The sequence below is a fragment of the Alteromonas gracilis genome, assembly GCF_036870955.2.
GTDB classification, from domain to species: domain Bacteria; phylum Pseudomonadota; class Gammaproteobacteria; order Enterobacterales; family Alteromonadaceae; genus Alteromonas; species Alteromonas gracilis_A.
In genome coordinates, this window is record NZ_CP145482.2 from 1,322,864 (window position 1) to 1,339,697 (window position 16,834).

Consider the following 16,834-nt stretch of genomic DNA (forward strand, 5'->3'; position numbering starts at 1 on the left):
ATGCAACATACCTGCGTCTTATGACGCAGGATATAAGTCAGATAACGTATTTGACGGTGACTTATTCTTACTAAGCCATTCTTTGCGAGTCTCTTTTACTGCATGTATAAGCGACGTCATGTGTTGCTTTATTGTGTTGTTATTTAAAGGTCCACCGGTGGCAGAGAATCGCAAGCGATGTATTTCTTCTATAGGAGCTTGAATTCTCTTGGATTCTGGAATATCACCGGGCATAGCACGTCGCTGTCGATCACCGCTTAGCGTGGATAGCCACAGTTGTAGGGCGTTATCAAGTTCTTTTATGTTGTGTTGTTTCGCAACGCTCAAAAGCTGCGAATAGGCTTCCTGTTCGGTGGTGTCAGTACTTTTAGAAGTAATCTGAATGCCCATAGACGATGGCCCATGTTTCAAAACGCGCTGAAGTTTCTTATGCGTCACATACCAACCCAACAGCGAAGCGACAGAAAAAGCCGCCAAAATGGCCGTCAACCACATAAGTAAAGAGTGGTCAAATAGTGAGGTGTCGCCTTGCGCACCAGTCACTTTGTCCTGATTTGACGCTAAATTATCTGATGCGTTTTCCGCATTGGCTTGTTCGTTATTCGCAGTACCCTCACCTGAAGAGGGTTGTACTTGAGTCGCACTGTTTGTCGCAGTAATGCCGTTACCTTTTGTGTTCGGCGTAGCGCTAACTGTAATTGTGCGTGCAGGAATCGTGGCGTACTCGGTTTGTTCTGTAAGTGTGTTGAACCAAGGAATAGTTATCTCAGGAAGTACAAATGTGCCAGCTTCCGTTGGAATAATCGCAAGCGAGGTTTGGCGTTGCGAGATCAAATTTTGATCACGCTCTACGGTTGTCGTATTCGATTGGTCGGGATACAGCTTAAAGTTTGGCGGATAAAACTCGGGAATATCGGGCAGCTGCTCTTCGACAACGCCCAATGCAGTAAGCGTAACAATTCGCGTCACAGGTTCACCTACAACGAAGGTATCCCCTTGTGGCCATTCTTCATCAACCCTTACCATTTCAGAAGGGAGCCATGAATAATCAATACCTTGTGGGATAGGCTTGATATTGACGGTAATGTCGGGACCAACGCGGTTAATTTGCTGTGTTCGATTAAAAAAGCCAAAGCGCTGATTGGTATTTGCAGCCATGACTTCCCCAGTAAATATAGGCCCGCGCAAGGTGAATTCGCCAGACGACTGAGGTACCACAGCAAACTGGCGTTCAATAATTTGATATCGTCTGCCGTTTATAATGTCAGTGTATTGTTTATCTTCGCCAAGCTGATTTATTTCAGCGTTTGGCATCTGCGGCGCTTGTAAGCTTCCGCGCTCAATATTACTCGATAAAAAAAGCTTCACTGTATAAAGCAGTTGTTGGTTTAAATATGCCTCTTTTGTGTCAATCTCTGTGGTGACAAAATAGTCCCTGGCAACGTTGCTTTGTTCTTGCACTGGGATAACTTGTACCTCGATTGGTCGGGTTTGCTTTCCTTCGATAGTTAACGCCGGAATTGTGAAGGACCCTTCTTTTCGCGGAAAGAGGGTAGTCGTCCACACCGTAGTTCGCTTGGTGTCAAAATTCACGATGGACGTCTGACTGCTTACCGATGTTCTACCAACCACAAAATCTTTAAGTAAAGGAGAGCTATCAAAAGCATCGCGTTCGGCGCTTCCGTCTGCCGTCACAGTAAGCCTAATTGCTTCGTCAAGCATGACAGGGTTTCGGTCTATAGTGGCTTCAACAGAATTTACATCGGCTTGTACCGCTTGACTAAATACAGCAAAAATTAAACTAAATAATGTAGATAGTGATAATGCTTTCATCTACCAATCACTCCGGTTTGATGGCTTGCGCTGTCGTTGACGTTTTTGAGCTTCTAACTGCATTTTTCGTTTGAGCAAAAAAGCAGGATCGTCTGGAACTCGACGCATTAGGCTTTCCATTCTTTGTAACTCTTCTTTTTCGGCATCGGTAAGTTCGCCTTGTTGTCCCTGCAGAGCCTGCTGTTGTGCATCAGCGTTTTGCTCGCCTTCTTGTTCATTAGCGGACTGACTATTTTCTTCCGATTTATCTTTAGGGGCGCTGTCTTCCTGCGGGTTTTCCCCATTTTGTTCTTGGCTGTCTTGGCTGTCTTGGGTGTTATCGCTGGGCTCATTTTGAGGTAAGCTGGGGTCACTTGAGTCACTCTGCTGTTGGCTCTCAGCATTGTTTTGATCACTCTCTCCCTCGTTCTGAGATTGATTTTGCGACTCGCCGTCTTGATTTTGACTCTGCTCGCTTTGATTATCCGAGTCACCGCTATCGTCGTTATTATTTTGCTGTTCGTCAGATTGCTGGTTTTGTTGCTCCAGCAGTGATTCTATCAACGCTTTATTTGCCGCTGCGTCTTCCATATCAGGCGAGAGAGAAAGCGCGTTTTCATACTTCTCAATTGCCTCTTCAAAGCGTCCGAGACGTGCTAGCGCATTTCCCTGGTTGTACAGACTGTTAGCGTCATTACCGTGTTCAAATGCGCTTAGTGCATTTTCGTAGTCACCCGACTTGTACATTGCTGAGGCTTTCCAATTGGTATCAGCAAATTGCTCGGCAGCGTCATCAAAACGTTCATTCGTAAAATGCGAGTATGCTTCTTGATCGTCATTTAAGAATGGTCTTTTCCACCAAGGTACAGACGTGCTTGCGTTTGACTGCTCTGTGATGGCGTTTGGTTGAGATTCCTGAGCGTTAACTGGCGGCGTGGTTAAGGGAAGCAATAGCCCGATAAATAGTACGAAAAGCAGGCCTTTCCTAAACGCGATGGCTGCAAAAGGTAACACCATGAGGAGTAAGTATGGGCCCAATTCCTTCCATTGATCTCCCTCGCTAGCGTTTTCGTCGTTGTCTTCAGACGAGTTTCTCTGCTCTAGAGACAGTGAAGCTAACGCGTTTATGTCGTCATCATTCGCAGTAAAGGTTTCGAACCTGCCGCCACTTGATTTCACAACACCTCTTACTGCGCTGTTATTAAGTTTTGGAATGACAATACTTCCAGAACTGTCTTTTAACAGTTCGCCGCTTAACTGACGAATAGGTGCACCTTGACGTGTGCCGATAGTCAGGGCGTTCACTGTGTAGGGAAGATAAGAGACATATTCCTGAAGCTCTTTTTGTTGGTCAAATTCGATGCCGTCTGTTATCCAGTAAATCATTCCGTTGTTATAACCGGCATTGCTGAGCAAGCTCGCAGCACTCTCAATACCCAACAACGGATCGCTACCCGGCACTGGCATGATTTCCGGTGATAAACTAGGAAGCAACGCCGTTATGTTACCGGCATCCTCAGTGAGAGGGCTAATAACGAATGCGTCACCCGCATAGGCAACAAGGCCCATTTCGCCCTCGCCAATGGCGTTGACCAGGTCAATCGCCTTGTACTTTGCTCGGGTTAGTCGGTCTGGGGTCATATCAGTTGCGCGCATAGATAGCGACATATCTAATACAATGACATGTCCCGCTTTAAGTTGATAGACAGGCTGAGGTAGTCGCTCAAAAGTAGGGCCCGCTAGTGAGAATACGCATAATAGCCACACAACACTTAGCAGCCAGAGGGGAGGGCGTTTACCTTTTTCTGCTTTTCCTATGATCATGTGCTGATACAAATGCATAGGTATGACAGACTGCCAACCAGACTGGTTGGCGCTGGTGCGTTTGAGCCAGAGCCATAATATTGCAAGTGGAATAAGCGCAATAAACCAGACGGGGCGCAAGAAATGAAATTCACTTAATTGTGATAAAGAGGGTAAGGTTAAAAAATCCATCATTGAATAACCTCATCCGTAGATGTGTTGTTCTTGTCTATACTTTTTCGTTGCTTTAATGCATGAAACCCTTTTACGCTTAACGCGCCAAATGTCCAAAGTGCAGATAGCAGAAGCGCAAGTGCTAGGGGAAATAAAACAATGCCGTTAGCGGACGCATCTTCCTTGTTTCACCTTCTATCGGTTCAAGCTGATCTAGCTGCTGATAGATGGCATCGAGCTCCTGTGCATTGCGAGCTCTAAAATATTGCCCCCGGTAGCTACGGCAATATCCGTCAGCATGTCCTCGTCGAGTTCTTGAGAAGGGTTGACTTGCTTACTACCAAAAAAGCTCTGTATCAACATTTTATCAGCGCCAACACCAATTGTGTAAACCTTAATGCCTTTGTTTATTGCAAGTTCTTTGGCCTGCTCTGGAGTGATGTTTCCTGCCGTGTTTTGGCCATCGGTCAATAATATAAGTACATTATTTGACTCATCTCGTTCATTGAAACGCTTAACTGCAAGTCCAATAGCATCACCTATTGCGGTTTGCTCACCAACCAAGCCAATAACGGCCTCGCTAAGTAACGTTGCTACAGTATCACGGTCGTAAGTCAGAGGAGCTTGAACGTATGCAGTGTCAGCAAACAAAATAAGTCCAATACGGTCACCGACACGTCTTTGTATAAAGTCATATACAACGGACTTTGTCATCGTTAGACGATTTACTTGCCTTCCATTTAATTGCATATCGTCTATTTTCATACTGCCTGACAAATCAACGGCTAGCATCATTTCGCGCCCTTCGTTGGGAATACTAACAGGCTCCCCAAGCCATTGCGGCCTGGCCGACGCTGTTACGAGGAGTATCCAGATTAGCGCGCTTAGCAACATTGGAAGTTTGCCTGTCGAGGTGCTCGACTCTGCAGCGGTATCGCCGGGGCGAAGGCTAGGTACTTTAAGCGAAGCTAGGGGTGTTTGCTTTGCTTTAGGTAATACAAATCGAATGATTAAGGGAAGCGGAAGCGCAAAAAATGCCCACCACCACGAAAATTCAAGCATGGCCTGCCTCCACGTTCACTTTGCTAAGCTTGTTCATGTCCGACAATTTAGCGTTCTTTAGCCATAGCTCTACAGCGCGGTAGCACAATGTGAAATCTTGACCGTTTGTTTTTTGCTGATAAGTATTTTTCGAAAGCAGCTCAAAACCTTTTTCTATATCTTTCTTGCCCTTATCAACGTGGTCTAAAAGGAACGCGTGCCACAACTTACCATGAAGGCCTGCTATGCTGGCATCATTACAATACGTCAGCGCTGTGCGCTTTAACAAAGCGTTTAGTGCAGCTAAGCCAGTTATCCTGTGTATTGGTAATATCATTTATCAATATGAGGGCTTGTTTACGCGGTTTGTTAAAGCGTCTTTGAATCACAATCCACCTGATTAGCGCAAATGTTGCAAAGAGTGCCGTCGCTAGCAGGACCCACCATCCCCAGTCGAATGGCCAAACGTTAACTTCACTAGGTACATGAATATCCCTTAGCTGCGAGAGTGGGTCTTGTACAGGATCGACTTGTGGCGGTGTGTAGGAAGGAAGTCCCCCCTGTTGGAGCGTGTTTATGGGAGTTTGTCCTTTTACCTGCATTATAACTGTTCCCTCTGCATACTTTGGAGCTGCTCATCGAGTGGCACACCTGCTGATACAGAATAGCGAGAAATATTGTTAACCTTGAGTGTCTCACTAATATAGTGATTTTCATCCTCTCGCCATTGACGGTAAACCTCATGTTCTCTCGCATCACCCAAGATCCACTGCTGTTGGTTTACGCCATCAGATACACTAACGGGTTGCGTATTAGTCATTCGAGGCAATGTGTGCTCAATGGGATCATTGATAACCACTGCTCTCACCTCACAGTGGCGCGTTAAATGATTTAGGTGTCCTATCGCTTGAGGGCTCAAATGCTGAAAATCTGAAACCAAATATACCAAGCTACCAGGTCGTGCCAAGCGGCGTGCTCTAGCGCATGCATCGGCAAATGCTTGTTTATCATCGTTGCTATTTGGTTGTTGTATCTGACTTTGGCCGTGTAATTCTAGCAGTTCATGACAAACACGAAGCACCGCTTTCTTTCGCGTCAGTGGTTTTATTTCCTTGTGCTGATTGGCGTTAAAAATAAGCGCGCCAACTTTATCGCCTCTTGCTGCAGCCGACCAGCTAATGAGCGATGAAACATGTGCAGCCTGCACGGCTTTTGTCAGCAGCTGAGTGCCAAACGCCATTGAAGGTAAATAGTCACAAAACAAAAAGACAGGACGTTCACGTTCTTCTCTGTACACTTTGGTGTGGGTTTTACCCGTACGCGCGGTTACGCGCCAATCAATGGCTCGAATATCGTCGCCGGGCTGGTAATGACGAGCTTCGTCAAATTCCATACCCCGGCCTTTGTGCTTAGTTAGATAGCTTCCGGCGAGCCGAGCTTGAGGGGGCGCTTGGGCGCAAGACTAAAAAGCTTCGCGAGTTGTTGATAACGTAATAACTCGCCCGTTGATAAATTAACCCCGTCGCTCAGCAACTTCTGAAGCTGTGCTTGAACATTTGTCATGGTCTACGGTACTGCAACAGTGGCAACAATCTTATCTAAAACGTCATTAACCGTGATGCCTTCAGCTTCTGCTTGATAAGACAAGATAATGCGATGACGCAAGACATTATGCACTACAGCCTGAATATCGTCTGGTCCCACAAAGTCTCTTCCGCTTAGCCAAGCATGCGCTCGCGCGCATCTATCTAAACTGATTGTGGCACGAGGACTGGTCCCCATTGCAATCCACTGCGCTAGGTTGGTATCAAACTTCTCTGGTTGCCTTGTCGCAATAATAAGCTGCACAAGATAGTGCTCTAGCTCAGGAGCCATGTGTAGCGATAACGCCTCTTTGCGCGAAGCAAAAATATCTTGTTGCGTTAGCGTAGGTGGTGTCACTGGAGGTTGCGATAAGGCTTCACCTCGAGTTAAACGCAGAATCTCAAGTTCGGTTTCGGCACCGGGATAGTCGATATCAACATGCATTAAAAATCTATCGAGTTGTGCTTCTGGAAGTGGATAAGTGCCTTCTTGCTCAAGAGGGTTTTGCGTTGCCATGACCAAAAATAGTGGAGGGAGCGGATAGGTTTTACTTCCTACGGTTATTTGCCTCTCTGCCATCGCTTCAAGTAATGCAGATTGTACCTTCGCGGGGGCTCTGTTGATTTCATCAGCAAGAACAAGATTGTGAAATAAAGGCCCTTTTTGGAAAACAAACTCGCCAGTTTCTGGTCTGTAGATATCTGTGCCCGTCAAATCAGCGGGTAGCAAGTCAGGAGTAAACTGTACGCGATGGAAATCGCCATCAACGCCATTAGCAAGGGCATTGATAGCACGTGTTTTAGCGAGCCCCGGTGGACCTTCTACGAGAAGGTGCCCGTCCGCAAGTAGCGCAATAAGAAGACTTTTTGTTAGCGCGTGCTGACCAATAATTTGTTGGTCTAAGTAAGCATGTAACTGCTGAAACTGCTCTGCTGCCATGATGCAAAATTCCGTTTGAGTTCTCGTTATTAGGGAAGTGTCAGTTTAACGGTGCTAACGCCAGAAAAATTGTTATTCAGACGTTAGTACAGGAAAGTCTCTTACTGAGCTTTCAAAAATACCGGTCAGAATGACACAAAACAGACTATGATTTCCATATAAGGTTCATTCTATCTTTCTTCAAGTCGTTTAAATGCGATAAATGTGCGATGTAGTGCAGCAATGCACTAAATATTTGCTTCTACGTATAATTCACACAATAAATATTACATTTATCCTGACATCAACCCGGCATTATTTGCTATTTTGTTCATTGTTTGTAAAAATCGGGTGTATTACAGGTCAGACCACTTCGTGAGCATACAGCTTAAAGTGAAGTTGGTCATTAATTTAGGTGCATTATGGCAACAAAACAATCAGTTACTACCCGAGAGGGTGATCGCATCGCCATTGTCGCGGGGTTGCGTACTCCGTTTGCGAAAATGGCGACATATTTCCACGGTGTTCCGGCTGTTGATTTAGGCAAAATGGTCGTAAACGAACTTCTCGTTCGCCATGGTGTTCAAAAAGAATGGGTTGATCAGGTTGTTTATGGTCAGGTAGTGCAAATGCCAGAAGCGCCAAACATCGCGCGCGAAATCGTGCTTGGCACGGGCATGAACATTCATACTGACGCTTACAGCGTATCTCGCGCATGTGCGACGAGTTTCCAGTCTACCGTTAATATTGCTGAGAGCATGATGGCGGGTACGGTTCAAGTAGGTATCGCTGGTGGTGCAGACTCGACTTCAGTATCACCTATTGGTGTTTCAAAGAACCTGGCTCGCGCGCTTGTTGATTTGCAAAAAACCAAAACCCTTGGCCAAAAGCTCAATATCTTCAAGCGTTTAAGCTTAAAAGATCTTGCGCCAGTTCCTCCTGCGGTGGCTGAATATTCTACAGGTTTGTCGATGGGACAAACTGCAGAGCAAATGGCAAAAACACACCAAATTTCTCGTGAAGAACAAGACAAACTTGCACATCGCTCGCACAGCCTAGCAGCAGAAAGCTGGGAAGCCAAGCAAACTGGCTAGTGAAGTGATGACCGCCTACGCAGAACCGTACAAAGGAGCACTTGAGCGCGATAACAACGTACGTTTTGATTCAAAGCTTGAAGGTTACGCAAAACTTCGTCCTGTATTTGACAAAAAATACGGCTCAGTAACAGCGGCAAACGCTACTCCGCTTACCGATGGCGCTTCTGCGGTACTTATGATGACAGAAAGCCGAGCAAAAGAGTTGGGTTACACGCCACTAGGCTACATTAAGAGTTACGCGTTCTCAGCAATTGATGTATGGGAAGACATGCTAATGGGGCCGTCGTACGCCACACCTATCGCGCTAGACCGTGCGGGTATGACGTTAAATGACTTAACACTTATCGAGATGCACGAAGCGTTCGCCGCGCAGACGCTAGCTAACGTGAAGATGTTTGCGAGTGATAAGTTCGCCAAAGAAAAATTGGGCCGTGATAAAGCGACGGGCGAAATTGATATGGACAAGTTCAATGTAATGGGCAGTTCAATTGCCTACGGCCACCCGTTTGCTGCAATAGGTACGCGTATGATTACGCAAATGCTTAACGAACTGAATCGCCGTGGCGGTGGTACGGGTCTATTAACGGCTTGTGCTGCTGGTGGTCTTGGTGCCGCAATGATTGTGGAGACAGAATAAGATGAGTCAGGAACAAGAAATGACAAATGAAGTTCAGCCAACATCAGGTGCATTTACGTTAACGAAGCAAGATAATGGCGTAGCTATTCTTAGCATGGACGTACCTGGTGAAAGCATGAATACGCTAAAAGCAGAGTTTGGTGATGAAATTTCTACCATGCTTGACGACATTGAAAGCGACAACAGCATTAAAGGTGTCGTGCTTACAAGTGGTAAGCCAAGCTCATTTGTAGCGGGGGCAGATATTACCATGCTTGCTGCGTGTAAAACTGCTGAAGATGCAACAACAATTGCGGCTGGTGGCCAGGCTATTTTCGATAGAATTGAAAATATGAAGGCCACTTTCGTTGCTGCAATTCACGGTCCTGCATTAGGCGGTGGTTTAGAGCTTGCGCTAGCGTGTCACTATCGCGTATGTACTGATTCACCAAGCACACAGGTAGGCTTACCAGAGGTGCAGCTTGGTTTGTTACCAGGAAGTGGCGGAACACAGCGCCTTCCTCGTCTAATCGGTATTCAGCAAGCAATGAAAATGATGCTTACTGGCTCGCCAGCAAGAGCAAAACAAGCGAAGAAGTACGGTATTGTTGACGATGTAGTGCCGCAAAGTGTCTTGCTAAAGGTTGCAGAGCAATTTGCGCTGAAGCGCAAACCAGATCGTGAATCGCCGCAGAAAGGCGTGATGAATAAGATGCTTGAAAACACAGGCCCTGGTCGTGGCATGTTGTTCAAAAAAGCCCGAGAAGCTACGTTTGCAAAAACAAAAGGCAATTACCCAGCACCAGGTTACATCATTGATGTCATTGAAACTGGCATGAATGAAGGCATTAAAGCCGGGCTTAAAGCCGAAGCTGAAGCTTTTGGTAAGCTTGTTATGACGCCTGAATCATTTCAACTTCGTCAAATCTTCTTCGCAACAACTGAAATGAAGAAAGAGAATGGCGTAGAAGGTGTTAAACCAGAAAAAATGAAGAAGGTAGGTGTGCTTGGTGGCGGCTTAATGGGCGGTGGTATTGCCTATGTGACGTCAACTAAAGCAGGTGTGCCTGTACGTATAAAAGACGTGCGTGCTGAAGGTATCGCCAACGCAATGAAATATAGCTATGACATCTTGAATAAAAAGGTGAAAAAGCGTTTCATGCGCAATAGTGAAATGCAAAAGCAGTTAGCGCTTCTTACCGGTACCCTTGATTACAGCGGCTATCAAGACGCTGATATTGTGGTTGAGGCGGTTTTTGAAGATCTAGATCTTAAGCAGAAAATGGTGTCGGATATTGAAGAAAACTGCAAAGAGAACACAATCTTCGCATCAAATACTTCGTCTATTCCAATTACTCAAATTGCAGCTAAAGCAGCGCGACCTGAGAATGTGATTGGTCTACATTACTTCTCTCCAGTAGACAAAATGCCGCTGGCTGAAGTTATTGCTCATGATAAAACCTCTGACCAAGTCATTTCGTCTACTGTTGAATTTGCTAAAAAACAGGGTAAGACGCTTATTGTTGTTAAAGACGGCGCAGGTTTTTATGTAAACCGTATTTTAGCGCCTTACATGAATGAAGCAGCTAACCTTATTCTTGACGGTGAGCCAATTCAGCACATCGATAAGTCTTTGGTCAAGTTTGGCTTCCCTGTGGGCCCTGTGAAGCTTCTGGATGAAGTGGGTATTGATGTTGGTACTAAGATTATCCCGTTTCTTGTAGAAGCATTTGGCGACCGTTTCACTGCACCAAGTGCGTTTGACAAAGTGTTGGCAGATGGTCGTAAAGGCAAGAAAAACCAGAAAGGGTTTTATTCCTACGAGGGCAAAAAGCCGGGTAAAGAAGTCGATGAATCAATCTACGAACTTCTTGGGTTATCACCGTCTGCAAAACTTAGCGAAAAAGAGGTTGCTGAGCGTTGCGTGTTGATGATGCTTAACGAAGCTGCGCGCTGTCTAGATGAAGGCGTAATTCGCAATGCCCGCGACGGCGATATTGGTGCTATTTTCGGCATTGGTTTCCCGCCGTTCTTAGGTGGCCCATTCCGCTATATGGATACGCTAGGTGTTAAGCATGTGGTCGCTAGATTAAACCACTTCTCGACAGCGGTTGGTGACAAATTTGCGCCAGCTGACATATTAGTTAAGATGGCAGAATCTGATCAATCATTTTACTAACCTGTAAATAGATTGTTAAAAGCCGGGCTTTGCCCGGTTTTTTTATGTCAAATGTGTATTTTTGCTGGTTTATTGTTCAGTAATGAGTAAACTTCGGACTGTTAATTGATGTAGTGAGTCAATTTGTTGTCACTACAATCATGGGCTTATCAGTGGTAACTGCAAAAAGGTAAGCTTTATCGTCAATATTGTGTATCGGGAGGCGTCATGTTTTCACTTGTAGTACTTTGCGCACTGTTTTCTGTGTATTTTTACGTAGAAGCATTTAAGTGGGGCATGCATGCAAAAAAATGGGCGTTAGGTGGGCTAGTGTTTGGTCCTGCATTGCTTCCCATGTTCTCTATCGCACGTCATATTCACTGGCGCAACGCTGTGGGATTCAATAACCTTTATATCGCTGCCTAGGTCGTCTGGTAGGACGTTTGCTTCATCGGCATACACGAGATAAAAAAAGAGAGCCAAGCTCTCTTTTCAAAGAATTCGTTGTTTAAGGACGGCCACCAACGCCACCCCAAGTGCCTGCGCCGGTTTGTGGGCGTGTTGTTTGTGGCTGGGTCACCGTCTCTTTTTGAGAGTCACTTGTAGGTTTAGCACCTTCTTGCTTATCTGCTGCTACTGGAGTTGTGGTAGAAAGTACTAGTGCAACCGCGTACTCTTTCAACATAATAATTTCCTCTAAATTTTTTGAACGAACAAACAAAACCGAACTATTATTTTTGTATTCGGTTCTTTGTATAAGCTATTACTATGCCAATTTTGAAAAATTCTTTAAAATCAATTGGTTATTGATTTACTTCTGCTATGCGTCACATCATTGACGCAGAAGTTCAATAAGTGCGGTAGAACATGGCTGGTTAGTGCCAGATTTTTGAAACAAGAAGGAAAAGGTGTGCCGTTCACATGTGTTTTTGCAAAAGAGCATATGTCGGCAAGTACAATGTTTATCTAAACACTGCACCTGCTACAAATACGTTAGAAGTTGGATTGCCCAAGTAGCGTGTGAAGCTTCTGGTTTTCTGATAGGAGCTTTTCAAATCGTTCTGCGTTGAGCGGGCGGCTATACAAGAAACCTTGCAGCATTTCGCAATCATAGCGTCGAAGAATGTTTAGTTGAGCTTCTTCTTCAACGCCCTCAGCCACTACTTTTAGTCCCAAATTGTGCGCAATATTGATGATTGCTGCTGCCATGTGCCTATCGACATTGCTTTTCGCGATGTCGTCAATGAATGCTTTATCGATCTTTAGTGTGTTCAGCGGGAAGCGCTTTAAGTATGCCAATGAAGAGTAACCTGTACCAAAGTCATCTAAGGCTAGATGAATACCGCGTTCACGCAGTCGATTCATCATTCTAAGTCCGTTTTCGGGACTCTCCATTAGCGTGCCTTCTGTGATTTCGCATTCTAAGTGAAGCGGCGATAAGCCAACCTCATTCAATATTTTATTAATGCGTTCGTCTAAATCAGGCAATTCAAATTGCTTTGCTGAAATATTGACGGCGACACGACCGCTAAATAACCCTTGGTTTACCCACCGTTTGGTATCAGCACAGGCTTTGCGCAGGACTTGTTCGCCGATTTCTATAATCTGTCCTGTCTGTTCTGCCAATGGAATAAATTGACCCGGGCTAACAATCCCTTTCTGTGGATGTTCAAAGCGTACCAATGCCTCCATGCTAACCAGCTTGCCAGAGGCTATGTCGACTTTGGGCTGGTAGTAAACCGTAAAGAGATCGTCTTTAATTCCTTGTCTAATCAAATTTTCAATTTGCAGCTGACGCACGGCATTTTGGTTCATTTCACCACTGAAAAACTGGTAACTATTTCCACCATTGTTTTTAGCGAAATACATAGCGGTGTCGGCGTTTTTCAGCATTTCCTGCGGTGACGTACCGTCATCGGGGAAAAAGGCAATACCAATACTTGCACCCAGCACAAACTCTTGTTTATTGATGATAAACGGGCGCGATAGGGTATCCAACAGGCTCTGAGCATAGTGAGTCACTGTATGAATATCTGCGTTGTCATCCATAAGAATACTGAATTCGTCGCCGCCCAACCTATAACAGGTGGCGCTCTTCCCTGTAATACGTTGCAAGCGTTTGGCTATTTGTTTAATTAGGATATCGCCAGTTTGGTGACCTAAAGAGTCATTTATTTTTTTGAAGTTATCCATGTCCAGGCACAAGAGCGTATGCTGAGCACCTTTGCGTACCAAGTTTTGGTGACTTGCTTGAAAAAACGAGCGGTTTGGAAGTTCTGTTAGTGGGTCGGTGTTAGCTAGCTTCAACAGCTCTTTTTCGGTGCTCTTACGCGATGTAATATCACTGAAAACACCCACAAAATGACTTATTTTTCCATCTTCATCGTGAACAGCATCGATGTTAAGTTCCATCTCGTAACGCTCGCCATTTACGCGAACGCTCTCTACTTCTCCTGACCAATTACCTTTGGCTTTAAGTGTCTTCTTTATTTCTTCTGTAAAAGCATCAGGGTAAAGATGAAAATGCATGTAGCTAGCCAAAGCCTGGTCTCGTGTTTCACCTAGTTGTACGTGCAATATGCGTAGTTGACGCTAATAAATTTAAACTGCGTGTTAGTGATGAAAACACCTTCTGAGATGTTTTCAATAGAGCGTTTAAAAAGGTTTAATTGCTCTTCAGCTTCTTTTAAGTGATGGATATTTTTTAGTGTACCCGTCATGCGCACGGGTTGGTCATTGTGATCTCGAGACACTACTTTGCCGCGATCCAAAATCCATATCCATTGATTTGTAAACGTTTTCGCTCGATATGCCAGTTCGTAGAATTCGCTCTTACCCTCTAGGTGTTCCCTAAGCGCCTCTTTTACGCGATTGATATCGTTAGGATGAATATTGGCATCGTATGAACCAGTGGTACGTATATCGTCTTGGGGGAAGTCTAGCGTTCCCCATGTATTGGCACGATATACTTGTCCACGGTAAACATCCCAATCCCATAGTTCATCGCCTGAGCTCCAGAGGGTTAACTTTAGCCGCTCTTCAGACTCTTTTATCGCTAACTGATTAGCTTTACGGAGCTGATATTGTCGAATGATAAAACCGAACACGGCCATTGCAACAATGCAGTAAAAAACGAGTGCAACCGAGTGTAACCAAGGTGGTCTATCGACAGTAATACTAAATAATTTGCTTTCAGACCATTGTTTCCTCGGCTCTTTAGCCTGAACTTCAAATGTGTAAGTGCCAAAATGAATATTGTTGAATTGTGCTGTTCTTTCATTACCTGAATACGTCCACGTATCATCAAGACCTGTGAGTCGGTATCGGTAAGCAGTTTGACCTGGATAAATCGAATTTAAGAGGTAGAAAGAAATACTGAAGCGAGTCTCGTCATATTGCAGAAAAACCTCATTGCTGTATGTAACATTTTGCTCTGATGAGATGAAACTCTCGTCTTTCCCTTGTGTATCACGCTTATTCTTTGTTTCAATTTCGGTCGCACCAAAGATTTTAAACTCTGAAATCTCTGGCTTGGGGGTACTCGAAGCAATTGTGGATTTACTTATTTTGTTTTGGGTTATTCGATTGTACCCTTCCATACCACCAAAGAAGATGTCGTTTTCAGAAGAAACAAAGACCGAGCTCTCTCCGAGCGAGTTGAAGTTCAACTCAGAATTAGGGATCGTAACCACTTCTTCCAAGCTAGGTAATTCAATTTGGTGGATTCCTTTAGAATCCACATACCAGATACTATTTCCTAGGCCAGTAGAGGAGATAATGTAGCCAGAACCATCGTTTCTAGTTTGATGCTTTACTATTTCTAGTGTTTGGGCGTCTACCATGACAACACCATTTGCTCGCGTCGTTACCCAAAAGGCGTCATTTGTTTCGTATACTCCATACACACCATTTATTAATGAGTCGGATTCACCTTCACTTTTAAAGCTTTTAATAAGCCTGCTCTTTTCCAATGAGTAGACCATCAAACTGTTATCACTTCTCAGCCAAAGTCGATTAGAAGAGTCTTTATAGATAGGGATGAATTGCGTTGAGTCAGTTGTATTGTCAATCTTAGTGATGCTTATTGGCGTGGTTCCGTCGCCATGCTTAGCTATGCTCAAACCCTGAAGGCCATTAGCTTCTGACCATAACCATATGTTGTTGTCGCTTTGATACAAAAAATCAATAAACATGCCTTCAAAAATATGTTCTACAAGGCTTAGGCTGTTACCTTTGCGTTCAAAAATGTAAACACCATTTGAAGATGCTACCCAAAAGAATCCATTAGCATCTATTTCTAAATCCCAAAATGTAACAGTCTCGGGTAACTGTTTGAATGCATCAAAAAAGGAAACCTCAGCCGTATTATTCTGGATTAGCCCAATTCCTCGTTGCTGGGAGACAACATACATATTCTTGGCGTTATCCTCAGCAAAGCCCCAAATAGCAGAATAATCATCTTCTAGTTTTTTGTCTGAATTGAACACAGACTTGTATCGACTGATTGCATATTGGGAGTGGTATCTGTGGGCTCCCTTCTTTAGTGTGGTCAGCCAGATAGCATCCATTCTATCGATATAGATACCCGTGATATCAGCTAATGGTAACCCCGTGATTTCTTGATTTAGTCTATTTAAATAGGTGTATTTGAAGGTGTAAGCGTCGTCTATGGAGTTTTCAGCGGCATCATTAAGTATGTAAAGACCAGCTTTCGTTCCTATCCAGATGTCGGTCCCAATTTTTCGAATTGTGTTGACGTTGAGCGGATAAGTAGATTGGCCGAGTAGCTCTCCGGTAATGTGCTTTAAAATTCGCCCTGATGCACTTACAACAAATACGCCGTTGTCAGTAGCCAGCCAATAATTTCCGTTTATAGCTCTTATATCGCTTAATTTATCTATATCTAACGAAAAGCCCCATGGGTTAACGCTATCAGCACGGTAAAGCTCGTTATTCGTTTTATCAAGAATAGATATCCCCCGATTAGACCCAAGCCAAACACGGTTGGCTTCGTCTCGGATAACATGAATGAATGCTGGTGTATCTGAGAACTTAACAACCATCTCTATGCGATTGTGGTTCTTGGAATATTTGTACAAGTGTTTTGGATCTGTGAAGAGAATTTCACCAGTCGATGATTCGCTTAAATGCGTGATGAAATCTGTCTTAATAACAGAGTTTTCTTTGTCGAAAACTTTAAAGTTGTCTGATTCAGGCACATACTTTGCCAAACCAGCTTGCGTCGCTGCCCACAATTCACCTTCTGAATCCAACAATAACTTAGGAACATAACCTGAAGGGATTGAGTTAGGGTTTACATCAGAAGGGTGGTATTGCTTTACGTCATACCCAGAGTAGCGGTTAAGGCCGTTTGCGGTAGCTATCCAAATATACCCTTTTCGGTCTTCAACAATGTCGAGCACCGAACTATCAGAGAGACCGTGGCGTTTGTTAATTTGCTTAAAATTGAGATCAAATATCTCCGTCGCTTTCGCGGGAGAAGATAAAAGTCCCGACAAAACCAACCAAATAAGCGATATTGAAAAAATTAGGGTTGAGCGCACCTACACACCTTTGGCAAAACGCCATTTATTATTTTTTATTTTTATCTGGCGGCATCCCTAACGCCAG

The 16,834-nt window shown here is 44.4% G+C and carries 8 protein-coding genes and 4 pseudogenes; 3 read left to right on the forward strand and 9 right to left on the reverse strand.

Features of this window, described 5'->3' with window-relative positions; genetic code table 11:
- Window positions 1-18 precede the first annotated feature (18 nt).
- The 7 genes and pseudogenes from V6N89_RS06345 to V6N89_RS06370 form a co-directional block, all read right to left on the reverse strand.
- Window positions 19-1,833, reverse strand: a complete 1,815-nt coding sequence (locus tag V6N89_RS06345) for a BatD family protein (RefSeq protein ID WP_346993550.1) — start codon at window positions 1,831-1,833, stop codon at window positions 19-21.
- On the reverse strand, window positions 1,834-3,810 hold the full coding sequence (locus tag V6N89_RS06350; RefSeq protein ID WP_346993551.1) for a VWA domain-containing protein: 1,977 nt from the start codon (window positions 3,808-3,810) through the stop codon (window positions 1,834-1,836). It lies immediately after the preceding gene.
- Window positions 3,807-4,851, reverse strand: a pseudogene (locus tag V6N89_RS06355) (vWA domain-containing protein). The gene V6N89_RS06350 and the pseudogene V6N89_RS06355 overlap by 4 nt, the downstream one beginning before the upstream one ends.
- Entirely contained in the window at window positions 4,844-5,167 is a 324-nt protein-coding gene (locus tag V6N89_RS21705) for a DUF4381 domain-containing protein (protein WP_431189770.1), read from the reverse strand. The pseudogene V6N89_RS06355 and the gene V6N89_RS21705 overlap by 8 nt, the downstream one beginning before the upstream one ends.
- Window positions 5,088-5,432 (reverse strand): DUF4381 domain-containing protein, encoded by a 345-nt coding sequence (locus V6N89_RS06360; protein WP_338516853.1) that lies wholly within the window; start codon window positions 5,430-5,432, stop codon window positions 5,088-5,090. The genes V6N89_RS21705 and V6N89_RS06360 overlap by 80 nt, the downstream gene beginning before the upstream one ends.
- Window positions 5,432-6,393: pseudogene (locus V6N89_RS06365) on the reverse strand (DUF58 domain-containing protein). Before V6N89_RS06365 ends, V6N89_RS06360 begins: the two are co-directional and overlap by 1 nt.
- A 3-nt stretch (window positions 6,394-6,396) precedes the next feature.
- On the reverse strand, window positions 6,397-7,353 hold the full coding sequence (locus V6N89_RS06370; protein WP_338516855.1) for an AAA family ATPase: 957 nt from the start codon (window positions 7,351-7,353) through the stop codon (window positions 6,397-6,399).
- A 401-nt stretch (window positions 7,354-7,754) separates the two neighbouring features.
- Between V6N89_RS06370 and fadI the strand changes: the two are divergent.
- From fadI to V6N89_RS06385, 3 genes and pseudogenes are all read left to right on the forward strand, one after another.
- Window positions 7,755-9,066: pseudogene (gene fadI, locus V6N89_RS06375) on the forward strand (acetyl-CoA C-acyltransferase FadI).
- Window positions 9,067-9,085: 19 nt separating this feature from the next.
- Window positions 9,086-11,224 (forward strand): fatty acid oxidation complex subunit alpha FadJ, encoded by a 2,139-nt coding sequence (fadJ, locus tag V6N89_RS06380; RefSeq protein ID WP_338516856.1) that lies wholly within the window; start codon window positions 9,086-9,088, stop codon window positions 11,222-11,224.
- Between the two features lie 207 nt (window positions 11,225-11,431).
- A complete protein-coding gene (locus V6N89_RS06385) occupies window positions 11,432-11,629 on the forward strand; it encodes a hypothetical protein (protein ID WP_338516857.1) in 198 nt (65 codons plus the stop codon).
- Window positions 11,630-11,711: 82 nt separating this feature from the next.
- On the opposite strand, the gene V6N89_RS06390 is transcribed toward V6N89_RS06385, so the two are convergent.
- Both V6N89_RS06390 and V6N89_RS06400 read right to left on the reverse strand, forming a co-directional pair.
- Complete coding sequence (locus tag V6N89_RS06390) at window positions 11,712-11,888, reverse strand: hypothetical protein (protein ID WP_346993552.1); 177 nt, start codon at window positions 11,886-11,888, stop codon at window positions 11,712-11,714.
- Window positions 11,889-12,196: 308 nt separating this feature from the next.
- A pseudogene (locus V6N89_RS06400) lies at window positions 12,197-16,767 on the reverse strand (EAL domain-containing protein).
- Window positions 16,768-16,834 lie beyond the last annotated feature (67 nt).